Source organism: Phocaeicola plebeius DSM 17135, from assembly GCF_000187895.1.
Lineage (GTDB): Bacteria > Bacteroidota > Bacteroidia > Bacteroidales > Bacteroidaceae > Phocaeicola > Phocaeicola plebeius.
Genome location: NZ_DS990119.1, coordinates 523133 through 547058 on the forward strand (window position 1 = coordinate 523133; position 23926 = coordinate 547058).

Annotated in this window: 29 protein-coding genes and 2 pseudogenes; 23 read left to right on the forward strand and 8 right to left on the reverse strand. The window is 40.0% G+C overall.

Translation table 11 applies throughout. The features are described from left to right. Positions 1 to 207 precede the first annotated feature (207 nt). From BACPLE_RS03390 to BACPLE_RS03500, 23 genes are all read left to right on the forward strand, one after another. Positions 208 to 1326, forward strand: coding sequence for a tyrosine-type recombinase/integrase (locus BACPLE_RS03390; protein ID WP_007558964.1), 1119 nt, complete (start codon positions 208 to 210; stop codon positions 1324 to 1326). Positions 1327 to 1398: 72 nt separating this feature from the next. Continuing rightward, on the forward strand, positions 1399 to 1929 hold the full coding sequence (locus BACPLE_RS03395; RefSeq protein ID WP_004295476.1) for an SMI1/KNR4 family protein: 531 nt from the start codon (positions 1399 to 1401) through the stop codon (positions 1927 to 1929). Between the two features lie 85 nt (positions 1930 to 2014). Beyond that, complete coding sequence (locus BACPLE_RS03400) at positions 2015 to 2602, forward strand: leucine-rich repeat domain-containing protein (protein ID WP_044192934.1); 588 nt, start codon at positions 2015 to 2017, stop codon at positions 2600 to 2602. 77 nt (positions 2603 to 2679) lie between these two features. Continuing rightward, a complete protein-coding gene (locus BACPLE_RS03405) occupies positions 2680 to 3576 on the forward strand; it encodes an immunity 22 family protein (protein WP_007558970.1) in 897 nt (298 codons plus the stop codon). Positions 3577 to 3757: 181 nt separating this feature from the next. Then, positions 3758 to 4432 (forward strand): hypothetical protein, encoded by a 675-nt coding sequence (locus tag BACPLE_RS03410; protein ID WP_007558971.1) that lies wholly within the window; start codon positions 3758 to 3760, stop codon positions 4430 to 4432. 15 nt (positions 4433 to 4447) lie between these two features. Continuing rightward, positions 4448 to 5047: a hypothetical protein gene (locus BACPLE_RS03415; RefSeq protein WP_007558973.1), complete on the forward strand. Its 600-nt coding sequence runs from the start codon at positions 4448 to 4450 to the stop codon at positions 5045 to 5047. 50 nt (positions 5048 to 5097) lie between these two features. Continuing rightward, complete coding sequence (locus tag BACPLE_RS03420) at positions 5098 to 5652, forward strand: imm11 family protein (protein WP_007480245.1); 555 nt, start codon at positions 5098 to 5100, stop codon at positions 5650 to 5652. A 71-nt stretch (positions 5653 to 5723) separates the two neighbouring features. Next, on the forward strand, positions 5724 to 6719 hold the full coding sequence (locus BACPLE_RS03425; RefSeq protein WP_007558975.1) for an SMI1/KNR4 family protein: 996 nt from the start codon (positions 5724 to 5726) through the stop codon (positions 6717 to 6719). 82 nt (positions 6720 to 6801) lie between these two features. After that, on the forward strand, positions 6802 to 7236 hold the full coding sequence (locus BACPLE_RS03430) for a hypothetical protein (protein WP_028728890.1): 435 nt from the start codon (positions 6802 to 6804) through the stop codon (positions 7234 to 7236). Positions 7237 to 7316: 80 nt separating this feature from the next. After that, positions 7317 to 7829, forward strand: coding sequence for an ankyrin repeat domain-containing protein (locus BACPLE_RS03435; RefSeq protein ID WP_007558978.1), 513 nt, complete (start codon positions 7317 to 7319; stop codon positions 7827 to 7829). 57 nt (positions 7830 to 7886) lie between these two features. Then, positions 7887 to 8576 carry a hypothetical protein gene (locus BACPLE_RS03440; RefSeq protein ID WP_007558980.1) on the forward strand — a complete coding sequence of 230 codons (690 nt, stop codon included), beginning with the start codon at positions 7887 to 7889 and terminating at the stop codon, positions 8574 to 8576. 89 nt (positions 8577 to 8665) lie between these two features. Further along, positions 8666 to 9034, forward strand: coding sequence for an Imm44 family immunity protein (locus tag BACPLE_RS03445; protein ID WP_004295261.1), 369 nt, complete (start codon positions 8666 to 8668; stop codon positions 9032 to 9034). A gap of 76 nt (positions 9035 to 9110) precedes the next feature. Then, positions 9111 to 9533 carry a hypothetical protein gene (locus BACPLE_RS03450; RefSeq protein WP_007558983.1) on the forward strand — a complete coding sequence of 141 codons (423 nt, stop codon included), beginning with the start codon at positions 9111 to 9113 and terminating at the stop codon, positions 9531 to 9533. Between the two features lie 83 nt (positions 9534 to 9616). Continuing rightward, positions 9617 to 10108, forward strand: a complete 492-nt coding sequence (gene imm9, locus BACPLE_RS03455; protein ID WP_007558984.1) for an Imm9 family immunity protein — start codon at positions 9617 to 9619, stop codon at positions 10106 to 10108. A 51-nt stretch (positions 10109 to 10159) separates the two neighbouring features. Then, complete coding sequence (locus BACPLE_RS03460; protein ID WP_007558985.1) at positions 10160 to 11053, forward strand: immunity 22 family protein; 894 nt, start codon at positions 10160 to 10162, stop codon at positions 11051 to 11053. A gap of 76 nt (positions 11054 to 11129) precedes the next feature. Then, on the forward strand, positions 11130 to 12011 hold the full coding sequence (locus tag BACPLE_RS03465) for a hypothetical protein (protein ID WP_007558986.1): 882 nt from the start codon (positions 11130 to 11132) through the stop codon (positions 12009 to 12011). Between the two features lie 78 nt (positions 12012 to 12089). Continuing rightward, positions 12090 to 12605, forward strand: coding sequence for an ankyrin repeat domain-containing protein (locus tag BACPLE_RS03470; RefSeq protein WP_007558987.1), 516 nt, complete (start codon positions 12090 to 12092; stop codon positions 12603 to 12605). Positions 12606 to 12646: 41 nt separating this feature from the next. Beyond that, positions 12647 to 13099, forward strand: a complete 453-nt coding sequence (locus BACPLE_RS03475; RefSeq protein WP_227994631.1) for a DUF4265 domain-containing protein — start codon at positions 12647 to 12649, stop codon at positions 13097 to 13099. A gap of 71 nt (positions 13100 to 13170) precedes the next feature. After that, the gene (locus BACPLE_RS03480; protein ID WP_007558989.1) at positions 13171 to 13512 is read left to right on the forward strand and encodes a hypothetical protein; all 342 of its coding nucleotides are present in this window, start codon (positions 13171 to 13173) and stop codon (positions 13510 to 13512) included. A gap of 71 nt (positions 13513 to 13583) precedes the next feature. After that, positions 13584 to 14078, forward strand: a complete 495-nt coding sequence (locus tag BACPLE_RS03485; protein ID WP_007558990.1) for an SMI1/KNR4 family protein — start codon at positions 13584 to 13586, stop codon at positions 14076 to 14078. Between the two features lie 59 nt (positions 14079 to 14137). Beyond that, the gene (locus tag BACPLE_RS03490) at positions 14138 to 15088 is read left to right on the forward strand and encodes a hypothetical protein (protein ID WP_007558991.1); all 951 of its coding nucleotides are present in this window, start codon (positions 14138 to 14140) and stop codon (positions 15086 to 15088) included. Between the two features lie 24 nt (positions 15089 to 15112). Then, positions 15113 to 15703 (forward strand): DUF4948 family protein, encoded by a 591-nt coding sequence (locus tag BACPLE_RS03495; RefSeq protein ID WP_007558992.1) that lies wholly within the window; start codon positions 15113 to 15115, stop codon positions 15701 to 15703. Between the two features lie 66 nt (positions 15704 to 15769). Further along, positions 15770 to 16393: a hypothetical protein gene (locus tag BACPLE_RS03500; protein ID WP_007558993.1), complete on the forward strand. Its 624-nt coding sequence runs from the start codon at positions 15770 to 15772 to the stop codon at positions 16391 to 16393. A gap of 49 nt (positions 16394 to 16442) precedes the next feature. On the opposite strand, the gene BACPLE_RS03505 is transcribed toward BACPLE_RS03500, so the two are convergent. From BACPLE_RS03505 to mobA, 8 genes and pseudogenes are all read right to left on the reverse strand, one after another. Beyond that, a complete protein-coding gene (locus BACPLE_RS03505) occupies positions 16443 to 16829 on the reverse strand; it encodes a hypothetical protein (RefSeq protein ID WP_007558994.1) in 387 nt (128 codons plus the stop codon). Beyond that, a complete protein-coding gene (locus tag BACPLE_RS03510; protein ID WP_007558995.1) occupies positions 16826 to 17221 on the reverse strand; it encodes a hypothetical protein in 396 nt (131 codons plus the stop codon). Before BACPLE_RS03510 ends, BACPLE_RS03505 begins: the two co-directional genes overlap by 4 nt. A 4-nt stretch (positions 17222 to 17225) precedes the next feature. Then, positions 17226 to 17507: an Imm17 family immunity protein gene (locus BACPLE_RS03515; RefSeq protein WP_007558996.1), complete on the reverse strand. Its 282-nt coding sequence runs from the start codon at positions 17505 to 17507 to the stop codon at positions 17226 to 17228. Between the two features lie 154 nt (positions 17508 to 17661). After that, positions 17662 to 18522, reverse strand: a pseudogene (locus BACPLE_RS03520) (TraM recognition domain-containing protein); the annotation flags it as partial. Between the two features lie 107 nt (positions 18523 to 18629). Further along, positions 18630 to 20447 carry a reverse transcriptase domain-containing protein gene (locus BACPLE_RS03525; protein WP_007558998.1) on the reverse strand — a complete coding sequence of 606 codons (1818 nt, stop codon included), beginning with the start codon at positions 20445 to 20447 and terminating at the stop codon, positions 18630 to 18632. 541 nt (positions 20448 to 20988) lie between these two features. Beyond that, positions 20989 to 22137, reverse strand: a pseudogene (locus BACPLE_RS03530) (YWFCY domain-containing protein); the annotation flags it as partial. A gap of 37 nt (positions 22138 to 22174) precedes the next feature. Further along, a complete protein-coding gene (gene mobB / locus BACPLE_RS03535; RefSeq protein ID WP_007559003.1) occupies positions 22175 to 23320 on the reverse strand; it encodes a conjugal transfer protein MobB in 1146 nt (381 codons plus the stop codon). Continuing rightward, positions 23314 to 23736 carry a conjugal transfer protein MobA gene (gene mobA, locus BACPLE_RS03540; RefSeq protein ID WP_004295462.1) on the reverse strand — a complete coding sequence of 141 codons (423 nt, stop codon included), beginning with the start codon at positions 23734 to 23736 and terminating at the stop codon, positions 23314 to 23316. The genes mobB and mobA overlap by 7 nt, the downstream gene beginning before the upstream one ends. Between the last annotated feature and the right edge of the window lie 190 nt (positions 23737 to 23926).

Here is a 23926-nt window from a genome sequence, read left to right on the forward strand (position 1 = left end):
GAAGTGGCCGCTTGTGGCGCAGGGCAGAGGAAATCGGAGAAACGGAGTGCCGGGAAGGACGGATTTGGCAGAGGGTATTTTCGTGGCTCCTCACCTTATTGTCAGGTAGTCGGGATCTATTGTTAAATGTCAATAAAGCGCATGGATAACCCGTGTTTTTTTATAAATTTGCGAAAACGGGTTTCAATATCCGACAAAACGTGAGGCATGGAAATATATACCCCAAAAACCAAGATCAAACTTTCTCCGGTGATAAGAAACGGGAGAGAATTTGTCGAAGTGACTTTCGGTAATGACAATGACATCCGCTTGTCGCTGTCGAAGGAAGAAAACGTACTGCTTGTCGGCGGCAGGGCTTATCTGCCGGCAGAAGATTTCGTGCTTGCCGAGTTCTTCGACCGCTATGTGAAAATGGCGTTTATAGACTATTCTGCCATCAAGGAAACCGCCCCCCGTAAAGAGGAAGACAAACGGCCGCCACTGCCGGAAGGCTATCTGGAAAAACTTCAGCAAGTGCGTTACAGTGACCATACCGTAAGGGTATATACCTCCTATTTCCGCGATTTCCAACAGCATTTCGAGGGGCGTAAGATTGAAACGGTTACCCCCGGCGAGATAAACGACTACCTGCTGTATCTCATCCACGAGAAAAACATATCCTCCTGCCAGCAAAACCAGCGTATCAACGCCATCAAGTTCTATTACGAGAAAGTTCTCGGTCAGGAACGGCGGTGTTACAAGGTGAACCGTGCCAAACGGGAGAAGACGCTGCCCGACGTGTTGAGCAAGGAGGAAATAAAGAAGATACTCGACGCGACGGTGACAGACCTGCGCTTCTTCTGCATGTTCTCCATACTCTATTCCGCAGGATTGCGCATCAGCGAACTGCTGGAACTGAAACCCGGCGACATCAACGAATCCCGCTCCCTGATACGGGTGCGGCAGGGTAAAGGAAAAAAAGACCGCTACACCCTGCTATCAAAACCGTTGATGAAAAAGCTGACGGAATATAACAGACTATACAAACCGAAAGTGTGGCTCTTTGAACACAGACCGGGCGAACCTTTCACCGAGAGTATCGTGTCGAAACGGCTGAAGGCAGCGGCCCGGGAAGCGGGAATCACGAAACGGATTTATCCGCACCTGCTGCGCCATTCGTTCGCCCCCCACCTGTTGGAGCAAGGAACCGACATCAAGATAGTGAAAGAGCTTATGGGACATAACAACATCAAGACAACGGAAAGGTATGTCCACATAGCCGACACTTTCAAAAGCAATATCAAAAGCCCGTTGGACGATCTGTTGATGGAGGAAGACGAGGTCTGATACTTAAAGAAAATAACAGCCAAATCGGCTGATAGTATAACGTTATGTGCCACAAAAAAAGAAAATGAGAATATGAAACAAGAATTTGAAGGTTTTGATTTTACAAACTTTTGGGATGATAATTACTATGCCCGCAAGGAGTATATCAGTGATGCCCCAACTGATGAATTGATAGCTGATGTAGAGAAAGAATTAGGATACAAGTTGCCAGCTTCCTATATATGGCTGATGAAGCAGCATAATGGAGGCATCCCTTTCAATACATGCTTCCCTACTGATTCACCCACAAATTGGGCTGAAGACCATATTGCTATAACTGGCATTTACGGTATAGGTAGGGAAAAGGACTATTCACTATGTGGAGAAATTGGCAGTCAGTTTATGATTGATGAATGGGGATATCCGGAAATAGGTGTGGCTATTTGTGACTGTCCGAGTGCTGGGCATGATATGATTTTCTTGGATTATCGAGAATGTGGTCCATTCGGAGAACCAAAAGTTGTGCATATCGATCAAGAATCAGATTTCAAAATAACTACATTAGCAGAAAATTTTGAGGATTTTATACGAGGGCTTGAAAATGCTGAGAAATATGAGGAATAGTAAGTAAGGCACATAACAAGCGGAAGAATCTCCCTAAATGGTCGATTATCCGCCGAACATTATCGTCATTAAAATAAAAACGAACATGGAGAAAGGAATAAAAAGAATTGAGCAGAATGGTGTTCACGTTGCATATCTTACTTGTCCTCAAATCAAATTGAACAAGTATAAAAATGCAACCATGTTATCGTTGTGGCATATTAAAGGCAACTCAATGGATTTTATTTTGGATATGCCCGAATTGCAAGATATCAGGATGTATTCGTGTAAATTCAATGACTATACAGCATTAAACAAATTGACACATCTAAAGAGATTATGTATTAATGGTATTGCCACAAAAGAAGAGCAAACATTTGATTATATAGCCAATCTTTCTCCTTTAGAAGAACTAATCATTTGTAACATAAAACCGTTTAGCAAATTCCCCAATTTATCGAACTTACATAGTTTATATTGGTTATTTATTTGGGAATGTAAAAATTTAGTTGATATAAAAAACATTGCCGATATTCCCAATTTGCGTGTATTTGATTGGTGTTGTTCTCAATTAAAGCCTACTGAATTGGAATTTGTAATGCAAAAAGACAGTATTCAAAAAGTTGCTGCTCAATTTGGAGGAAAGAGGTTAAATGAAGAATTTAAATCATTATTAATGAAGTACAATTTATGACGATAACAAGCGGATGAATCTCCCTAACGGTCGATTATCTGCCGGACATTAGTCGCTTGAAAAATAAAAAAAAGAAAATGAGTAAGATAATGATATGGGTCGGTCAATTCGATTCCGAAGCTGACTTTGAGAAATATATGGATCAATCGGCTTTCCGTCAATGGTGGAAAGATTATGATGAAGACAATAAGGAACTTCGTTGCCAGTTCTGTAAGGAGCTTGGTGTAATGAGCTATGATGAGGATTTTCTTATTATGAAATTCACATCTGACGGCTTGGCAGGATTACTTAACCTTATTCCTGCTGATACCCAAAAGATAAGTCTGTCGATAGCTGATAAAAATATTACAATGGCAAATGCTGTTATCTGCTATAATTGTCGTGAGGGTATATCTCCTAAGAAGGCAGAGAATACCACAACCATGACTTATCTTGGTACGTTTGAGTTTGAACTGTCGCCTGAAGGAATGCAAGGGTCTAATGCTGGATTAGAATATATGATTTGGATTGGCACAACCGATAAAAGTAGGGAAGAATTTATGGAGTATTTCAATCAAGATGAATACATGAAAGAAATACGAGATTACGAAGAAGGTCGTACAAAGAAACGCCCAAATCCCGACCATCGCTGTCAGTTCTGCAAGGACATAGGAATTAAGTTCTATTACCCAGAATTTTTGAAAGTGGAAATTTTGGATCATCTTGAGAATCCATTTGAAATGGTAAAAAGGATGATAAACAATCAATTTGTGCCTGATTGGGTAATTGAACTCTACGTCAAGGAAGAACATGTATCAGCATCGAATTGTATAGTCTGCTATATTCCTAATGGATTTAAAGATAAAAAGAAAAATCAGAACATCTATATAAAGAAAAAAAGTTACGATGATTCTGATGTTCCCAAAAAACATATTGAGGAATTAGTAGATTACAACGGCATTAAATATCTTGAATGGTTTAAAGCCGAAGGATAATTATAATGGTATAGATTAGGTCGTCTATCTGCCATAACCTTTTATGGTAAAGATGATAAAAATATGAGCAGCTAATAGTTGAGTTGAAAAAAGAACAAATTGTGCGACTAACAAGCGGCTTAACCTCCCCTGAAAAAGGTCGGTTAGCCACCAAACATTATCGACCTGAAAAGAACAAGAAATGAAACCAAGAGATATATTTATTAAAGCCTGCAATGAGATAGCTATTCCTTTTATCGCAATGGGATTTAAGCCGTCTAAAAATGGACAATGTTTGAAAAAGATTTCAAAAGACAAAAATTTGACTTTTGAAATATGGTTTCGTTCAAGTGTATATAATTCATCTTGTAGTGTGGCTATATATCCACTGATTACGATTACCTGTAAAAACTTGAAAAAGTGGGTGCAAGAAGAGAATCTCAATGTCAATGATGATGGCTTAGTATATCATAATCATATTGGATACCTATCGCCAATAAATCAATATCAATCTTGGGATCTTGCCGGACTAAGCTATGCTCCATCAGTAAAAACAATAATTGATTTACTTGAAAAATATGCTTGTCCGATATTTGATTTATTTGAGAATAGACAAATGGCTATTGACTTCATTATGCAACATGGCTGTTGTTTCAATCAATACACGAAAGACTCTCTCCTTGCCCTGCCATATATGTTGAGATATGGTGAAAAGGAACAAGCCGAGAACTACTTCAATCATTACATACATTCAAGTAAATGTCGAAATAGATTTGTAAAAGCCTATTCTCAATTAGAAAAGAATGAAGTAATTGATTGTGGATTAGATAATCGTTTCGTAATACTTGCATATAGTCAAAAACTAAAAATAAAATAGGTCGATAACAAACAGATGAAACTTTTAAGGTGGTTTATCCGCCGAACATTATATGCCATGTATGAAAAGGATAAAATATTAAATTCATTTCCTCCGGATCTCGCAAAAGATGTACGGAGAGTATTGGATATGCTTGTGATGAAAAATGATGATATAAGCAGCCGATACTATATCGTCAATCTTGGAGGTTTGAATATAGCAATTCCAGAACGGGTATATATGAGAGAACAGACACCGTCCAATATGACAGCAGTACAAAGAAATATTCTTGACTGTATTTTCACAAGACATAATAATGGTTTTGTAAGGCAACGCCATCTACAAAACCTAATCTCCTGCACAGAATATTGGACTATACCATTTTGCTTTAAGCTATTAGGAGAATATGTAGATAATATTTTATACGATGTGAAGAAGCATTTGGAGTGTAATATGGATAGCTACCTTCGTTTTATCGGAGAAAATGAAAAATTCTTTGATCGAACTAAAAATCAAATGATTAGTTATTGGAATTGCTATTATAGGTTGAGATACCCCAACAAAGAATCATATATAGGTTTTAATATCTTTAATAATTTGGAAATGGCATATAACAAGCGGCTTAGCCTCCCCTAAAAAGGTCGGTTAGCCACCAAACATTATCAGTAATTAAATAGTGTAACATTATGAATATATATGAAATTGGACAAGACTTTGATAATTACAAGTTCTTTGTATTCAAGGAAGAAGATAAATCAAATAAAGATGTTTGGGATTATAATGGTCAATCACTTGTTAATGAGTGGAAAGGGCTTAGCTTAGAATTGTTTAAAGATAAAAGAAAAAAGAAAGACAAACGAAGTGAGGACTTTGATGCTTCTTGTTATTTTTCTGGTTGTCTGATAGTAAATAAAAGAACATCTTTATTGCTCGCTGAAAAGCTGAAAGGACAAATAGAAGTTTTACCTGTCAATGTAGACGGTAATACTTCAAACTATTATTTTATAAATGTATTGAATACAGTCGATGCCTTAAATATAGAGTCCAAGAGCAATGAAGAAATTTTGAAGATGATGAGAGATAATAATGGTATTTTCAATAAAGGAAATATCGGTTCATATATCATATTTCGGGATAGTCTGTTTAATAACAATTATTATTGCACAGATGAATTTGTAGATTTTGTGAAGCAATATTCAATCACAGGATTAAAATTTACATGTGCAGGTATCGCAAAATAAATCACTGATAACAAGCCAAGTTAGCTGCTAAACGCAGCTCCTTGTCAAGCCATTATCTGCCCATAAAAAGAATGAATATGAAAATAGAATTAGAAAATTGCCAAAAAAGTCTTACTCTCAAAGATTTTGAAGAAATAGAGAGTAAATTGGGTTATGCCTTGCCGGAAAGACTGAAAGAGTTCTATTTACAATATAATGGAGGTTCTACGAAACAGACCGCAAGCATAAATAAATATCAAGAGGTGGAAATTGAAGATTTCTTCCCATTCAAATATAACAAGGATTTTAAGAATGACCCCAGATATACGGCAGAAGGCGAAACATTAGAGTTAAGAAAAGCTGGAGCTATATCTGATAGCATTCTTATTTTTGCTATGGAATCTACCGATGAAGGTCGGATTACCATAGACTTGGTTAATGGAAAGATCTATCTTTACCCTATTGTGGGGATGCAAGATGTAATCTTCAATTTTGGAGAGCCACGACTTGTTGCAAATTCAATAGATGATTTCTTTGACAATCTCGTTGTTTTGGACGGGCACAAAGCAATTCCAGCAATAGAAGAAATCGAAGAGGGACAAACGGAGACAGCAGGTGTAATGCCTGAACTTTCGGACTGTTCGGCTTCGCTAACAAAAGAAGATATAAAGAATTTTGAGGTTGAGTTGAATGTAAAGATTCCGGCAGGCATGAAGAACTTTTACCTCAAGTTCAACGGTGGTATGCCATCACCATATTGTTATCAACCGCAGGACGAGGATTTGGATCGGGTGGAGATAAATGCGTTCTTTCCGATAAAGGAACGCACCAATGCTTTTGAAACAATTGAAGTCATAGCCAAAGATATATGGAGTAGGAATTTAATGCCATGCAATCTGTTGCCTTTTGCTATGGATTCGGGTGGAAACTATTATGCGTTGAACTTGAAGAATAAAAAGATTTACTATTACTTGACTGACGAGTGGGACGAAAACGCTTCAAGAGAATACAACTTTGAAACAAATACTCGTTACATCGCCCAGTCATTCAATTACTTTATAAATCATTTTATCGAAGAAGAGGAATAAAGCGGGCAGATAACAAGCGGATCAATCTCCTTTAATGATGATTATCCACCGAACATTAGCAATTGACGAAAAAAAGAAAGCAATGAGTGAAATTATAGAATACCGTCCAATTAATGAGGACGAACGAATAGAAATAGATCAGCTTGCGGCTAAAGGTTTAGTCCTTATAGGTTTGCAGGAAAGTGCTGAATCCTCTGCCATCCTTGATGGCATAAAGAACTATCTCAATAATTTTGAAAGTTCAGATGACGAGGAAATTACGGATAGGGCTTATGAGTTAGGTTCCCTGTTAGGAAACACCATCCAAAAGCACTATGGATGGAACTGGTTTTGTGTAGAGGAAAATACAGATGATTCTTTTCATTGTGTTGCTTCTAATAAAGAACGAGCCTGCTGCGCCTGTCATGAATATATATACTCCATATTGACAAAACAGCATTCCAATAATGTAAAGTTGCTGTTCAATATGATAAAGAAGGACTATCCTAAAGAATGGCACTTCATGTTGCTTTCTTAAAAGATTGCTAACAAACAGATGAAACATTTAAGGCAGTTTATCTGCTAAACATTATCGTTGTTTACATTAGAATCAAAGAAATGAGAACAATAGAAGATATGAAACTTGAATTATTGAGTGATGACTCAAACAGGTTTATACAAGCTCTAATAGATTATGACATAAATAGTAAAGATAAATATGGGAGTAATCTACTTCATTACTATATAATGAATTACAAGAGTATCGTACATCCCGCAGGTGTAATTATACCCGAATTTGTAAAAAAAGGGTTGGATATAAATGAAAAAAGGAAAGATGGACGCACTGCATTATATCTTTCTGTTCAATATCAGTTGAAAGGTATTTTTGAATTACTCCTGAATCATAATGCAGATATAGATATGCAAAATGCAAATGGTAATACTCCTTTATGGGAAGCTGTTATGCAATACAAGGGAGATGGCTTTTTTATCGAACACCTTTTGAAAAATGGAGCTAATCCCGATATAGAGAACAACAATGGAGTATCTCCTAAATCATTGGCAAGAACTATCGCAAATTATGATGTAAGAAGATTCTTTAACAACGATAACAAACAGCAAACCGACTGAACAAGCGGCACGCTGCCGGACATTATCTGCCCAATAATATGAACTAAAAAAAGTGATATGGAAACTAAAGCGGAAGTCCTAAAATACATGTTTACAAGAATACAAGAGATGCTTCCTGTAAATGTGGTCAAAGCAAAAAAGAATAAAGACTACTTTACTTACATAGTGGAAAACGATTGTAGCATTGAGTTTTACTTTCAAACAACCCAAGGTGGATATGCCGGTAAAAACACTTTTTGTATGGGTGTATCAGCTAAAATAAAGAATCCATATTTATGTAGTCTTGTATTAGAACCATTAAATAAAAAAGACGCTGGTGGTAACATCATAGCTTACTTTGATAGTAATATTGATTGGTATAATCAACATCAAATGGATATGAATTATTTTTTCAGCAATAAAAGAGACAAGACTCCTGATATTGAGAAATTCTTAAACGATTTGAAAAAGGATTTTTTTCCGTATATCATACCTTTTGTCAAACAATATACAAAAATTATAGATTTTTACTCAAATACAGGTCATATTCAACATATATATGCAGATAAACAGTTTAGCTTGGGAGTAATCTGTTCTCTCTTGTGCAACCATGAAGAGTTCATTGAAGAAACTTTGGTTCCATTAGCCAAAGCAAGTGAAGGAGGTTGGATATTTAGAGAATTTTTTAAGTGCACAAACTATGTTACCGATATAGTTGAGCCAATTAAGAAATATGTCGCAGAGGGTAATATCCATTTTGAACAATGAGAAAAATAGAATGGGCAGATAACAAGCGGATTAATTGTCCTCGAAATGGTCGATTATCCACAGAAAATTACTAACGATAACAAATTTGTATGAAAGTTTTTATTGGAGGTGAATTGGAACATAGTATTTCTGATAAGTTTCGTAAAGCAAGAAACTCTGTAATAGAATATATGGATTGTCTATGTGATATTTCATATATTAATGAACTAAGTTTCTATGTATTCTGCTTAAAAGGATTTACTACAAATCCATTAAGTAGATATTCGAAAAAACGTAATCGGATAGAATTGGAAATTCTACTCCCATTTGATAAATTTGAAACAGCAAATGATTCTCAATGTGTTGAGATATTGAAACAAAGTATTCTTGATGCTATTGAGAACTATAAAAATAAAAACATTCCACAACAATATATTGATGTAATTGTAGAAAAAATGAAAGCATCAATTAATGAATGAATTCGTTAGTAACAAACAGCACTACTGCTTAAAGCGGAACGCTGTCGAACATTAATCGCTTGAAATAATTAAATATATGATTTATGTAGATGACTTTATACGCAGAATTGAAAAAATGATAAGTACTGACCAAATAAGTGCTATAATCAAAATCAATTCAAAATTTGAATATAAAAATATACCTTTTGCCAATAATATACCCCAAGGTATAAGTGATTTATATTGCAAATTGAACTCTCTACAAATCATATATCCACGCCAATTTGAGTTGTTGCCAATAGAACAATTCAGGTTGATAAAAGACAAATATTTGTACTTTGCAACTATTAATCATATAGAAAAAATAGGCTTTAATATTTTACAAACAAATGTAGCAGGAGAATGGGATATAGTAAATACCAATAACGATTTTCGTATCACATATACTCTTGGGAGTTTCCTGACAACTAAGATTTGGCGATGGATTAACTGGGGTAAAGAAATATGGCAAGAAGAATGAAAACGATTAACAAGCGGCTCAACCTCCCCTTAAAGGTCGGTTAGCCACCAAACATTATAAACTCTGGATATAAGGATGAATGTATGAATAATCAATATGCAGTTTTAATAAGTAGTGAAATCCCCGAACTTGGAGAATTGGACTTACTGCGCTCAATTTACCGAGAGTTGAATGGTTATATGGAAGATTACAATAACCAAATCAACTTAGATGATTTGGGAGATTGGAAACTTCTCATACAGATAAATCTTCGAAATACTAATGGGGGGATTGGGATTTTCAAACGGGCAAAACGTTTCCCATCTAATAAAGAGTTTGAAATATCTATTTCCATACCAGTACCAAATTTGGAGGAAGCACGCTATGGAATATCCGATATGACGGGGATTTATATTCCTTTAAATATTAAAAACTTCTACATTCTTTCTCCATGCTTTAGTAAATATGATAATTTGTATCATTATATTCTTGAGAGTGCAAAACAAGCCATAGATGCAGCTTTTGCTTATGGCTTTACATGTAACGGCAAAAGAATAAAGAAAAAAGAGTTTATAACAAACAGCACTACCGACTGAATAAGGCGGAACGCTGCAAACCATTAGTCGCTTGAAAAATAAAAAAAGAAAATGAGTAAGATAATGATATGGGTCGGTCAATTCAATTCCGAAGCTGACTTTGAGAAATATATGGATCAATCGGCTTTCCGTCAATGGTGGAAAGATTACGATGAAGACAATAAGGAACTTCGTTGCCAATTCTGTAAGGAGCTTGGTGTAATGAGCTATGATGAGGATTTTCTTATTATGAAATTCACATCTGACGGCTTGGCAGGATTACTTAACCTTATTCCTGCTGATACCCAAAAGATAAGTCTGTCGATGGCTGATAAAAATATTACAATGGCAAATGCTGTTATCTGCTATAATTGTCGTGAGGGTATATCTCCTAAGAAGGCAGAGAATGCCACAACCATGACTTATCTTGGTACGTTTGAGTTTGAACTGTCGCCTGAAGGAGTGCAAGGGTCTAATGCCGGATTAGAATATATGATTTGGATTGGCACGACCGATAAAAGCCGGGAAGAGTTTATGGAGTATTTCAATCAAGATGAATACATGAAAGAAATACGAGATTACGAAGAAGGTCGTACAAAGAAACGTCCCAATCCGGAACATCGCTGTCAGTTTTGTAAAGACGTTAATATAAAGTATTACTATCCAGAATTTCTAACTGTGGAAATTAAGGATGAACCCGAAAATCCTTTTAATCTTGTTAGAATGATGATTGATAACAAACTTGTCCTTGACTGGTATATTGAGTCCGATATTGATGAATACCACATAAAGCCATCAAATTGTATTGTGTGCTATATACCCAATGGTTTCAAGGACAACAAAAGGAATCAGAAAATCTTTATTAAGAAGAAAAATTATGATTCATATGAAACACCTAAAAAATTTGTGGATGAATTAGACAGTTACAACGGTATTCAATATTTGGAAACTTATATTGCAGAATAAAGCTACTAACAAACGGATAAATTTCCCTTAAAGATCGATTATCCACTGGACATTACTAACGCATAAATAAAGAAAGATGAAATATTATACTGTAAAAAATAGAATAATGCCTTGGGGAAGTTATGGAGAAATGCTGTGGCAAGGTATTTACTGTTATGATAAAGATACAAACTCCCACATGATTTTTAGAACCGGAGCGTTTTGCCCTTCTATCTACCGCTCTCAATATAACAGAGAAAGTCCTGTGTTAATTGTCAAGGAGGATGTTTTACAGTATATTATAGAATCAAATCTTACAGGCTTTGTCCTTCAACCGGTAAACAAGGAAAAGATTGTAAAATTGGATTGGGAGAACTGGGATTTACAATCACCGGAGCCTTTGATATATCCGTCTGGAAGTATGGATGCGGAAGAATATATTACACGGCGCAAACATAACGAAACGGTAGCGGAGCAAATAGGGAATTTATTTGCGTTGATACCTCAAAAGGACGGACTGCTTTATTGCGAGCAAGAACGTGGTTCTGCCAAGTTAGTAGAACAAAGCCTTTCAGGATTGGATATTTTCATTGATAGGATTTTTTGCGACTTTTGCTCTGAAATTTATGTCAGTGAAAAGGCTAAAGACGTTTTATCTAAATATTATTCTGATCTGCTTATTTTCCAAGAAGTCCCAATATTTGTTGCAGATGAAAATCTCTTGCTTCAATTAGAACAGACGGCTAAACGTAAAGAATATCAGAAGCAACGAGAAGCGGAAATGACAAAAAACGATTGGCAAAGGTGGTTTCGTTTGAAAGATGATGCGAGAAAGTTAATAGAAGGACTTTCCCTGCTGAAAACAGAATCCGCTAAATCCAAACGAAAATTGAATATCAATGATAAACTAAATTCTGCCAATGAAATATATCCTTTGGAATATGAAAGTTGGATGCAAGAGTATTGGAATAAAAAATAAAGCGTTAGTAACAAACAGCAAACCGACCGAATAAGCGGAACGCTGCAAACCATTATCAAATTCTAAAATAAAGCAGTTATGAGTACAAAATATAACGAAGAAGCAGAAGATCTGATGTTTGAATTATTCGACGAAGATGATTTTACAAAAGTCATATCATTTGTGGATAAGTATGGATGTGATTTTGTGGATAGAGATGGAAGAAATCTATTAATGAATTTCATCGTCGAAGGAAAGAGTACGTTTGCCATTGAACTAATAAAGCAATACAAAATGAATGGTTTGAATTTGGATTTGCAAGATGACTCTGGGTGGACGGCGTTGCATTTCGCTGCTCAAGAGAATATCCCGGAAATTATAGAACTTCTTGCAGGGTCAAAGGCAAACTTAAATATCCAAGAAGAAAATGGTCGTACCCCGCTATTCATTGCCATTTTTGATAGAAATGACAAATCTGCGATTACATTATTGGAAAATGGTGCAGATATAACAGTGAATAATAATTCAGGTGTTTCTCCAATGTCATTTGTAACGAAAAAAGTAAAGAAATGGATAAATGAGAATTTGATAACAAACAGCAAACCGACTGAATAAGCGGAACGCTGCCGAACATTATCAACTTATTAATGAATAAAATGAAAAAAGACAAACATATAAAAGTGCTATTCCACTTGGAACAAGATGAAGATGGCTATCCACCATTTTCTATTGAAGGTTTGTGGTGCAAAAAGGCAAGTAATGATACCTATATTGTCGATAATGTGCCATTCTATACCTATGGAATCAGTTTGGGGGATGAGATATGTGTTACAGAAGAAGATGGCGAATATCATTTTCAATCCATAGTGAATCCCTCTGGAAATAGCACATTGAGGGTATATTTTAACGATAAACGTATGCAGATGGTCAGAGACAAACTACTTGATATGGGATGCAAGGTAGAGATTTCTAATCTCCCTTCATTCGTATCCATAAATGTACCACAAGAAGTTTCCTTAAAAGTGGTCGAAGATGTTCTGACCAATATGCAAAAAGAATGTGATAGTTTGGCTTATGAACATGGTGTTGTCAGACAAAATATAAGTTGATAACAAACAGCAGACCGACTGAATAAGCGGAACGCTGCCGAACATTAGCAACTTTACAAACTAAAAAGAATATGAGTAACCAAATAATTTTTGATGTTGACGGACTTATAGAAGCTCAAATCCGTCAGAGAGATAAAGACTATGCGAAAGTCTGTTGTCAGAACTTATTAAACTACGCATACGGAAAGGGGCTTTTGTGTGATAATCCATGTGATAATGAAGGAAACCTAATCATGCCTTCAATTATTAAGGAAAGTTCTTTAACAGAAATTGGTAAACATATTTTTGTTGAATTGCTATTTAAGTGGTTTGCATACACAGATAATGAAAGTGGAAAAATTGACAGAAAAAATAACATCAAAATGTTAGAGAAGTATTACAATCAACTTTTACAAAAGATTGATAGAAAATAGGTTGCTAACAAACAGATGAAACATTGAAGGCGGTTTATCTGCCGGACATTATAAACTCGTAAAATAAAAATATGATTGAAGCACTGAAAAATATAGGATTCATCGTTACAGAACGATTGGAAAGAAAAGAATTAAGCTCTGATTTACAAAATCGGTACTTCGAACTTCCTGCGGACTATCAGGAGTTTTTACAACGGTTTCAGACAATCACGAATGAAAGTGATAATGTTTGGTTTAATTCCATAGAGGACTTTAACGGAGAAAGCGATAGCGGATTCCGTTGGAATGAATTTGAGCTGATGGGACTTGAGGCGTTGGCAGATGATAAGGAATCCTGTGATATGATACGCCTGTTTTGGGATAGCCATATTCCTATTCTTATGTCAGTAAAAGATGGATACCAATATTTGTGCATAGATTTATCTCCGGAAAATTACGGTAAAATCTATTATGGAGTTGAACCTGAATTTGAAGATTCGGCAGAATTTGTTTGCGATAGCTTTAATCATTTATTAGAAATGTTGTCTTCCAATAAAAAGAATGATATACTGACAAATTTCAAATAGGTTTATAACAAGCAGATAAATCTCTCTGAAAGATTGATTATCCACCGAACATTACAGCTATGGATATAACGAATAGAATTATTGTCGCCTTACTGGAACGAATGAAAAGTAGAAACAAGAACTTTTCATTATCAAAACCTAAGTTTCATCGGTTGTTTCAAATAAATCCCGATGGCTACTTATGGTATGGCGAGAAACTGGAGCGGCATTTACTTAACAAATATGGAGAATCGGCTGATACATTGAAATATCTTGATATATATTATTTCATTGACAATATTGTGCGGTTGTATTACATGCCTAAAAATTCAAATTCGGAGGAAAACGAGTTTGGAAAGCTATACGCTTATGGCTCCATAATAGGGTTACACCGTTGTCATATTCCAGATAAGCGAATATATCTGAACCGATTGTTAAATACTTTACTGTTCTGTTGTCCGACTTCTGAAGAATATATCCGTAGATTCCGCTGGCAAAAAAACGGTATATATTACAAATCGCAGGATGTGGAAGTCCTTATTGCCGATACATTTACAGAAATACGGGAATCGGACAAACAATCAGAATCCATTGAAATAGTTGAGTCAATAGTCAATGAGACATACCGTTATCTGGTAGGCTCAAATACGGGGCTTCCATTTGTCCGTTCGGAAACTTTATTGCACTACAACCTGAACCCATCTGATTATATGTGGCTATATCAGCACGATAAGGAATTGTTTTATACTTGTCTTGATGCAGCAGCATTACAGTCGGAGATTTTCAGTTACAAGTCATTTGTGTACAATTTCAACCTGTATATTCTAAAAGACGCAAATATATTGGACGAATTGTCCAGATATTCCAAATGTTATGAAGCCGTTTTAGAACTGCTTTTCAAATCCGATTCAATTATGCAGAACTCTGTTATTCGGCAAATCAAATTATGTAGAAATGAAGATACCATTAAACAGAATAACAGATTGGATGCTATTAACAAATGGCTCAACTCCCTAAATAAGATTGGTTAGCCACAGAACATTAAACATTAGAAAATGAGAACACCAGTCATAATCCTGTTATTTGTAATCCTGCTTGCCGTAAGCTGCGGAGAGCCTCCCATGCCGCCGTCGGACGAGGAAATGATACGCCACTTCACCACGCACGAGGCGGCGTTCCGTAAGGTGTACGAAATCATGGCAGAGAGTTCAGAAGGTAGTTTTCACTACCCGCCGCTTTCTCCGGAAGAGGTCATTATACTTGATTCAACAGAACAAAGCGATACATCCCATGAAACGAATGATGAACAAGACATCCCGGTATATGGACTGTTGAAGCCGGAGCGAATCCTACTCGACTCCCTATTATCAGAGATTGGATGCGGTTTTATCCTTGTTGATCGCAGGGAATGGGGAACGGCAGATTCGGTATATGTGAGCCTCGTTATGCCGTACTACTCCCACGGCATCGTGGATGCCGGAACGTCCAAGAGTTTCGTTTACGATCCCGGATTGAGAAGCCGTCGTAATATCCGTATCACCGAACATGGCGACCTGAACGAGATCTACCGCAGGACGTACAACGACACCACGCTGTACAAGCCCATCAAGGGAAACTGGTACATCGAGTTAGACCATTCACGATAGCCTGAAAAGACAAATAAATGGTGTAACAAATCAAATTCCAGCATATCCAAAAACAAACTGAAAATTATGATTGAGAAATTAAATAAAAATAAAATAACAGCGGATTGGCTAAATTTATTTTCTGATTTTTCCAAGTATAAAATAATGCACATTATAAAGCGGAATGGCTGCTTTTTGTCTGGCTTACAATTTGAAAGTTTATCAAGCCAACGCTATCGTGTTTGTTTTCATCTATATAACTTAATGGTTGATTTAGATATTCCAACCATTCCCTTAATTTCTGCTACTTATTTACTAAACAAAAAGGGAGCTATAAATAGTTTTTCTATGCAAGAGCATGATAATGATTTAGAATCCATTGTAAATGAATTATATAACCAAGTTCCCATTTTGACAAAACAACAATTGACAAGTAATGATTTAATTGCATATATGAAGGGAACAAAAAATGCTTTTTACGACAAAACAACATTAACCGATATTGTTTTATTAAATTATTATTGTGGCAATGATGAGCAGGCGGAAATTGAAATTGAAAAAGGGAAGAAAATCATATTAGATTGGCCTGAAAGGGTCACAATCGACTATGGAAGTGCTAAAGGTTGGGAAAAACAGGTTAGAGAGTTAATGAATATGGATATATTAAACGATACAATGGAAAGGCAATTACAGAAATTGAAATTGCATTGAGAGTTAGACCACGAAAGATAATGGCCCGGAGTTCGTATCAAAGTATGTATCACTTTTTGTCAAGAAGATACATCATAAAGCAGATAATGGCTATCGCAAGGAAAAATAACAGAACCGCAAGGAGTTCGTTAAACCTGCACTTGGCATAGTGAGACATCACTGCTTTGCCTCGCCATTTGTAAATCCTGCTGACGAGCGACATAACGGCAAATGTGACAATGCTAAAAACGACACATGGCAACAATGCCGACACACCTGGAAAAAGCCGGATAGTAACAGTCATCATAGGGAATATCAAAAGAGCGAAGATATAAATCGAGAGCATCATTTCGCCATCGACCCTGCCTGTTCGTCTTGCCTGCTTCCATTTCTCCCCCATCCACCAAAGGTAGTCCCAGAGATAAAAGCGCCGTTTATGTTCCTGTGGTTTCATCATGGCTTATGTATAAATCCGAGGTGGAACATCAGCGCTACATTTGCCACGATCAGGGCGATAGCGATAAGAACTATTTTGGCGAGCTTCCTGCCGGGATGTTTCATCTTCCCGTAATGTTCACGGAGCGCTTCACGCCGTCCGGCTGTATAGCGTAGCTTGCAGAATAAATCGGGAAGAAAGCATAGAGGAATCACTATGGCCAAACCAATCATCCAGCCGAAAAGGCGCAATATCGGTGGAAACCCAAGCGGTATGAGTAGGACGAAGAGCCAGCACCAAAACAGTAGCATACGTCCGTTGAGATTGGTACGCTCCCTTTCGTGCCATATCTCGGCTACATACCACATATAGTCGATGAAGCAGATCCGGTATTTGCGATTGTCCTTTTCCATACCGTTATCTCCATACAAAGAAATCGACCAATATAAGTATAATCAGAACGCTGACCAACACAATCTGAACCCTGCGGCGTGTTTCAGGCTTGCAATCGTCAAATAACCACAGTTTGCTGTTAAACTGCCAATGACATGCCCATTTCCAACGGAACAGCAACCCTGCAAGCCATAGGGCAAGCAACCCGACACCAAACAGCAACCCGTATTTCGGGTGAGCCTGCAACCACTCGAAAAACGCTTCCGCCTTGCTGTTCATTGCTTCGTATATATCGGTAACTGTCATACTTATAATTAAAAGGATTCCGAACACAAAAATAATGTTTTCCGTTCACATAATCACTACTTTATGCTCCAAAACACCGGCTGTGCGGTTATAAAATCAGGAAACAGCCCCCGTTAAGGTCACGGAGGTTGTTTGCGGGGGTGTTTGTGTTCATTTAGTTCTGTTCCGGCAGGAGCTTGCAAAGCACCGGGTCGTTCTTGATACGTTCCAGTTCCTCGGCGACGATGCGGCCGGCCTCTGCCTTGATACGTTCGTAGTTTTCCTGCACGACCTGTTTCATGTGATCCGTCCCGTTCTCGTCCGTGAAGTCGGTAATTTGTGGTATCTTCTTGTACCGGGCCGTTTCCGCTTTCACTTTTTCGTTGTCCACGACAATCTCGCAGTGGAAAATCTTCTGCTCGATACGTTCGTCGAAATTGTCCGCCACGGCCCCGACGAACATTCCCTGCGTGAGCGTCGAGATCTTCGAGGCCGGGATCAGGCTGTCCAGCTGCGTGGATATGGATGTCGATTTGTCGCTGCGGCTCAACGTCATGCTCTGCCGCTTCTGCAATACCTTACCGAACCGTTCCGAGAGTGTCTTGGCCGTTTCACCTACGACCTGCCCGGAGAAGATGTTGCCCACCGTGTTCATCACGACGGCGGCCTCCTTGTCCCCGTAGTCCCTCTTCAACTGTGAAAAATCCTGGAAGCACAGCAGCACGGCGACCTTGTTGCTTCTGGCCGTGGCGATCAGGTTGTCGAGTCCCTTGAAGTAGATTGTCGGCAGCTCGTCGATGATGATGCCCGATTTGAGCTGGCCTTTCTTATTTATGAGCTTGACAATCCGGGAATTATACAATCCCAAAGCCGCTCCGTAAATGTTTTGCCTGTCGGGATTGTTCCCCACGCAGAGTATCTTGGGATCGTCCGGGTTATTGATGTCGAGCGTGAAATCGTCGCCCGACATGACCCAATATAGCTGGGGCGAAATCATGCGGGAAAGCGGAATTTTGGCCGATGCTATCTGGCCATAGGCTAAGCACCCAGCGCCTTGCCACTTTTTACAGTGGTAGGTTTCCAAGCACTCGCCTCCGAACCGTGCATACAGGTCTCCCCGTACACGGCTCTCCACCTTCTCATTCAGTCTAACTTTCCTGCGTGTATTTTGTGATGGCATACTGAACATACTGCTAATGTTTTGCGGTTACGTGAAATCATTTTAATTTCCCAATCACTTTTGCCTTTTAGGTCTTTCAATTTGCGTACATGGTGCATTTCAAGATTGTCCGTAGCACCGCAATTTTCACATACACGTGCCTGAAGTCTCTTGATTAGTCCATTTCTGCCGCCTGTTATGGCAACCGTGTTTGGCAGTTTGTCATCCAAATACCGATTGGGCAGTTCCTTTCGCTTAAAGCCTTTGTCGTAGAACTCACGTTTGAACTCATATCCCCTTTTATTGGTGTACGGTATGGCAAATACTCCGTTCTTCTTGTACTTCGCAATGATTTTCTTTTTAGAAGTGCTGTACTTTGCGGCGTATGTCTTATACATACTGTATTCCATGATGTTATAAAAAGAGTCAATGACGGGACTATTATTTGCAATCGAATAGAAGTTATAGAACCCCATGATTTCAGAGTTATATTGGCTTATAATTTCCAAATCATCAAGACAGCGCATATATGTACGTCCTTTGGGCTTCCAAACCTCCTTACCTTTTTGAACAGTAATCTTTACCGCATCATATTCAAGGAGCTTCTTCCGCATCACTTCGGTAGTCATATACAGGACTATCTTATGGTCTAAGCTTCTTGTCAAATGTCCGTTTTTATCCCTATGGGTGTCATTGGATTTGCGTACAAATACGTCATAGCCGAGAAATTTAGCATGTTTTCTTGCATTGGTTATCAGCGTTTTTTCATCAGATAGTTCCAATTTCAATTTGTCTGCCATAAATTGCTTTATGTCCTCTTTGATTTTGATACAATCCTCTTTGCTGCCAATAACACCAATGAGAAAATCATCCGCATATCTCACATATTTTAGACGTTTCATGTCCGCATCCATTTCATCACTTGCCGGATATTTCAGACGTTCTTTGACAACTTCTCCAATTTGTTTCAACAGTAGTCGCCGTTCCGTTTCATTCTTTGCTTGTTTCAGCTTTGTTGTCAAGTAGTATTTTTTCTGCCCAAGTTGTTTTGCTATCGGATTTTCTTTGCGCCTTTTTCCCTTATTGAATTTTTGAGTGTATTCTTTGATGTATTTGTCGAACTTGTCAAGATAGATATTTGCCAGTATAGGACTTATTATCCCACCTTGTGGTGTTCCGCTATACGATTTGTGAAATACCCAATCTTCCACATATCCGGCATTCAGAAACTTTCGGATAAGGCGTAGAAAACGCATATCTGAAATACGTTCTGAAAGAATAGCTATCAATACTTCGTGGTCTATATTGTCAAAAAAACCTTTAATGTCTCCCTCGATGAACCATTTTGTATTGTTGAATGTCTTTTGTATGCTCCAAAGTGCAGTCTGCGGACTTCTCTGTGGTCTGAAACCGTGAGAAGAATTTTCAAAACTGCCCTCGTAGATTGCTTCCAAAATCATTCGGATAACTTCTTGCAGAAGTTTGTCAATGAATGACGGAATACCCAGCGGTCGCATTTTCCCGTTTTTCTTGGGAATGTACACCCGCTGAGAGGGATTTGGCTGGTACGTCTCATCTTTGAGTGTACCTATCAACCGTTCAATATGGGATATACAGAAACCGTCAATGGTTTTTCCATCGACACCTTTCGTCATATTGCCCTGTTTCGTATAAATACGTTGGTAGGCAATGTAGTACATCTCCTCATTAAACAGTAACCGATACAAACGTTCAAACTTGTAAGCCAAGTCGGAACTATGTTGTGTTAGACTGTTTAATATCTTTTCTGGATTTCTTTTCATGTCTCTCACATTTTCCAAAATTTGACATTAAACGATATTGGCTGCTTCCCTTCGCCATGTACAAGGCTTTCCCTTGCTCGGACTACTACGGAAGCTCTGTTGCCATATGGGTTGCCCCACTTAGGCAATCCCCGTTTAGACATATAATAACTATTGGCATGATAGATTGTCGGATACGACTTTCGTCCTTTACTATGTATGTAGTTGCTCCGTGATAAGTTCTTTTTGCCCATGCATCCTACAAGGCGAAGCTGGGTATCACGGCTTGACGTTTGTAACTGTCTTCCGTCAAGGCTTAACCATCGAGCCGCTTAGACTATCGTTCAACCAGTATAGGCTTTATCCTCATATCTATCGTTTCACCTCGCCACACGGTCAGAACTTGACAGTTAGTTCACTCGTGGCTTTACCGACATGCTACACTCCCCATCGTCTTTCGTTGAATGGATAAGTCGGCTGGTGATAGGTTATTATTTCAAAGAACACGAACCTAATAGCTTGCCAAAGCTATATTTATTATATGCCCTTACGGGCGCACCTGGAGCTGGTCTTGAGCGCCTCCGAGCCAGGCATCCATAAAGGGGCTGAGGTAGTTTTCGAGTTCCGGGTAGGATGTCAGAATCGGGAAAATATCCTCGTACCGCTTGTTCAGGAACTCGATGGCGTGCGGGAAGGTACAATACCGCCCGTTGTCGTAGATGCGCAGGAACCAGATCACGGCCGCGAAAAGGATAATGGGGCTTTCCACAAAAAAATCGCCCTGCTTCTGCACCCAGCTTCGGTTCAGGTTGAGCATGATGGTATAGGCGCTCTCGTAGGCGTCCGAAATATCGGTCATGAAGTCCGGGTGAATGGGGTTACAGCGGTGCGAGCGGCGCGGGTCGTCGAAATTTATGACGTAGAAAGTCGGGATTTTCTTGTAACCTTTCTGGTGATTCAGCAGGTGGTTGTAAGCGATTTCCGAAAGATCGGGAAACTTGTAGTCATAGATGTATTGGGTATAGCCCTTTTCGATTTGCTGTTTAATGAACTGGTTTACAACACAATAACTCTTTCCGCTGCCCGGGCTTCCCATGCAGATGCAAGCCCTTTGCGGGTTTACGACATTGGCGAACCCGTTGTTCCACTGTTTGTTATAGTAAAATTTCGTCGGCAGATTTATGGAGTACTCGTTCTCGATCAGGCGTGTTTCCTGCTGGAATGATTCGTTCTCGTTGTTGAAAGGGTCATCCATGAGATTGTTCTTCAGCAGGCGGGACATCCACACGCCGCCCATCAAGAGGCAGATATACCCGGCCGATAGGGTCAGTATGTAGAAAGCCGCGTTCGCCATCGCCGTCAGCGGCAAGTCCAGCAGCCACCAGTTGAAGAAGAACAGCACGCCTCCCGTGGCCAGCGATGCCGTGATTTTCCGCCAGGTAATTTTCTCCTCTTTTACTCCTTTTGTCCCGAGGCATGAAAGGGCGAGGAACACGACGGCGAAAAGTTTCGTCCATAGTATATTCCGGAACAGCCCCGCGGTGCGGTCGAAGTTCAGCAGAATCCTATCGACCACGCCGATATTGATTCCCCATTCCCGTATCTGCCCGTAACAGAACCAGTAGATGTTGATAACCACGAACAAGATACTCAATGCCCGCATGAAATCCATTGTTTTTGCAAGACCCCGAAGGTCGTCTTCCTGTTGCATAACCGTAAAATTTAATAAATGAATGATAATTGAGATGTTATACTTTCCTCCGTCGTGAGGTATTCCGCTTCCGTTGCCCGTCCCGTCCGGCAGGCGCTTGTTTCGGGGACAAGTCCCTCGTGTTTTCCCCGGGATTCCGTTTCCCGCCGAAGCGCAGCTCGAAGGCGTTGGCCGAGTATGCCTTTCCCAGCCGTGATCCGTTCACGACCGTCCGTGTTTCGTGGTCAATGAAGGTCACACCCACGATGCGGCCGTTTTCGTTGCGTCGTATGTAGAGATCCACTCGGGCTTCCCGCAGGCGTTCGCGCAGTTCTTCCTCCGTGGGTTCTCCCCGAAGCGCTTTATCGACCCGGCCACGGATTTGCCTCCTCGTGTCGTCCTTCCCGAACCGTTCGGCGCTGCGCTCCATGTGCCGTTCCAGCCCGTCATACCCGACCTCTTTACCGAACAGTGAGGATTTGAGCGGCGCGGCCACTGCCTTGTCCCCGTTCTCGTCCAGCAGCGTGTAGAGCAATCCCCGGTAGGGGGTTCCGTTCCGCTCTCCCCGGACTTCCTCTATACCTATATTATATAAGGACAGCAATGCCCGGAACTCGCCGAGGGTTTGGAAGCGGTATGTCGCCACGGCCGGTTTTATTACCGCTGCCACCTGGCGTTTCAGGTCGCCCCGCGTGTAATCGGCGGGGACGATCCCTTGCCCTTTCTCCCGCCTTCTCCCTTTGGCGGGATGCAGTCCGTACTCCCGTTCCAGTTCCTCGGTAACGGCCACGCTGTGTTCGTTGCGCCTGCTGTCGTTTATCTTGCGCCCGTCCTGGGCCACCTGCACCGACACGATATGGATATGCTCCCGTCCGATGTCGGTATGCTTGAATACGATATAAGGTTGTCCTCCCCAACCCATGCGCTCCATGTAGGCCCCGGCTATCTCCGCGAGTTGCCCGTCGTCGAGGCGGTCTTCGGGAGCCGGGTTGAGCGACACGTGCACGACGGGTTTTTCCGTCCGGTAGTGCGAGGGCATCCAGCGCAGGAGGTCTTCTGCCGTCGCGGCCACGTTGAAGCGCCCATCCGCCGGCTCCCTCACGATGTGGGTCAGCAGTACCTTCCCGTCGCCCCGATCGACTTTCTCCTGGTTGTACGCCAGCGCGCCGTACACGTCTTTTCCGGTGGTGATATTGGCTACCATCGTTGTTTGAACTCTTCGGAGAGCGACACGACCTGCTGCCCGACGGCCGCCAGTTCACGTGTCGCTCTCTCCAGTTTATAGAGCAGCGCGAGTGTTTTCTTCTCGGAAAAATGCGCGTGCAGCTCCTTCACCACCTGGTTGTAATTCGTTCCCACGGCACGGAATTGGGCGTGGAAAGCGGTCAGCTTCGCCACGTATTCGAGCGTTCCCCGGTCGGTCTTTACCACCCGGAACGCCTCGTTGAACACTCTCGCTTTGATAAAAGCGGCTTTGGACAATAGCCCGGACTGCTCGTAAAGGTCGAGGAAACGGGCATGTTCCACGGCTGAAAAGTTTACCGAAAAGCGGTAAACGGCCGGGTCGTTTTTCGCGGGTCGTCCCCCTTTGCCCCCTCGGGGCTTTCTGTTCTTTTCCATCGCATCGAAATTTTAAGGAGAGGCCAGGGCCCCACCGGTTCCTGAAAATTCCGATCCCTTCGCGGCTTGCCGCCTTTCTGAAAAGCACCGACTCCGGAGGTGCTTTCTCCCCCTTGCGGGCAAGCTGTTTTCTGCTGCAAAACGAGAATCGTGCAGCAGAAAACACAGCTTGCTATTTGCCCTTTGCAAA

Excerpts from the sequence above, each read along its gene's own strand:
- BACPLE_RS03390 (WP_007558964.1), top strand. The coding sequence starts at position 208 with ATGGAAATATATACCCCAAAAACCAAGATCAAACTTTCTCCGGTGATA.
- BACPLE_RS03395 (WP_004295476.1), top strand. The coding sequence starts at position 1,399 with ATGAAACAAGAATTTGAAGGTTTTGATTTTACAAACTTTTGGGATGAT.
- BACPLE_RS03400 (WP_044192934.1), top strand. The coding sequence starts at position 2,015 with ATGGAGAAAGGAATAAAAAGAATTGAGCAGAATGGTGTTCACGTTGCA.
- BACPLE_RS03405 (WP_007558970.1), top strand. The coding sequence starts at position 2,680 with ATGAGTAAGATAATGATATGGGTCGGTCAATTCGATTCCGAAGCTGAC.
- BACPLE_RS03410 (WP_007558971.1), top strand. The coding sequence starts at position 3,758 with ATGAAACCAAGAGATATATTTATTAAAGCCTGCAATGAGATAGCTATT.
- BACPLE_RS03415 (WP_007558973.1), top strand. The coding sequence starts at position 4,448 with ATGAAACTTTTAAGGTGGTTTATCCGCCGAACATTATATGCCATGTAT.
- BACPLE_RS03420 (WP_007480245.1), top strand. The coding sequence starts at position 5,098 with ATGAATATATATGAAATTGGACAAGACTTTGATAATTACAAGTTCTTT.
- BACPLE_RS03425 (WP_007558975.1), top strand. The coding sequence starts at position 5,724 with ATGAATATGAAAATAGAATTAGAAAATTGCCAAAAAAGTCTTACTCTC.
- BACPLE_RS03430 (WP_028728890.1), top strand. The coding sequence starts at position 6,802 with ATGAGTGAAATTATAGAATACCGTCCAATTAATGAGGACGAACGAATA.
- BACPLE_RS03435 (WP_007558978.1), top strand. The coding sequence starts at position 7,317 with ATGAGAACAATAGAAGATATGAAACTTGAATTATTGAGTGATGACTCA.
- BACPLE_RS03440 (WP_007558980.1), top strand. The coding sequence starts at position 7,887 with ATGGAAACTAAAGCGGAAGTCCTAAAATACATGTTTACAAGAATACAA.
- BACPLE_RS03445 (WP_004295261.1), top strand. The coding sequence starts at position 8,666 with ATGAAAGTTTTTATTGGAGGTGAATTGGAACATAGTATTTCTGATAAG.
- BACPLE_RS03450 (WP_007558983.1), top strand. The coding sequence starts at position 9,111 with ATGATTTATGTAGATGACTTTATACGCAGAATTGAAAAAATGATAAGT.
- imm9 (WP_007558984.1), top strand. The coding sequence starts at position 9,617 with ATGAATAATCAATATGCAGTTTTAATAAGTAGTGAAATCCCCGAACTT.
- BACPLE_RS03460 (WP_007558985.1), top strand. The coding sequence starts at position 10,160 with ATGAGTAAGATAATGATATGGGTCGGTCAATTCAATTCCGAAGCTGAC.
- BACPLE_RS03465 (WP_007558986.1), top strand. The coding sequence starts at position 11,130 with ATGAAATATTATACTGTAAAAAATAGAATAATGCCTTGGGGAAGTTAT.
- BACPLE_RS03470 (WP_007558987.1), top strand. The coding sequence starts at position 12,090 with ATGAGTACAAAATATAACGAAGAAGCAGAAGATCTGATGTTTGAATTA.
- BACPLE_RS03475 (WP_227994631.1), top strand. The coding sequence starts at position 12,647 with ATGAAAAAAGACAAACATATAAAAGTGCTATTCCACTTGGAACAAGAT.
- BACPLE_RS03480 (WP_007558989.1), top strand. The coding sequence starts at position 13,171 with ATGAGTAACCAAATAATTTTTGATGTTGACGGACTTATAGAAGCTCAA.
- BACPLE_RS03485 (WP_007558990.1), top strand. The coding sequence starts at position 13,584 with ATGATTGAAGCACTGAAAAATATAGGATTCATCGTTACAGAACGATTG.
- BACPLE_RS03490 (WP_007558991.1), top strand. The coding sequence starts at position 14,138 with ATGGATATAACGAATAGAATTATTGTCGCCTTACTGGAACGAATGAAA.
- BACPLE_RS03495 (WP_007558992.1), top strand. The coding sequence starts at position 15,113 with ATGAGAACACCAGTCATAATCCTGTTATTTGTAATCCTGCTTGCCGTA.
- BACPLE_RS03500 (WP_007558993.1), top strand. The coding sequence starts at position 15,770 with ATGATTGAGAAATTAAATAAAAATAAAATAACAGCGGATTGGCTAAAT.
- BACPLE_RS03505 (WP_007558994.1), bottom strand. The coding sequence starts at position 16,829 with ATGATGAAACCACAGGAACATAAACGGCGCTTTTATCTCTGGGACTAC.
- BACPLE_RS03510 (WP_007558995.1), bottom strand. The coding sequence starts at position 17,221 with ATGGAAAAGGACAATCGCAAATACCGGATCTGCTTCATCGACTATATG.
- BACPLE_RS03515 (WP_007558996.1), bottom strand. The coding sequence starts at position 17,507 with ATGACAGTTACCGATATATACGAAGCAATGAACAGCAAGGCGGAAGCG.
- BACPLE_RS03525 (WP_007558998.1), bottom strand. The coding sequence starts at position 20,447 with ATGAAAAGAAATCCAGAAAAGATATTAAACAGTCTAACACAACATAGT.
- mobB (WP_007559003.1), bottom strand. The coding sequence starts at position 23,320 with ATGGTAGCCAATATCACCACCGGAAAAGACGTGTACGGCGCGCTGGCG.
- mobA (WP_004295462.1), bottom strand. The coding sequence starts at position 23,736 with ATGGAAAAGAACAGAAAGCCCCGAGGGGGCAAAGGGGGACGACCCGCG.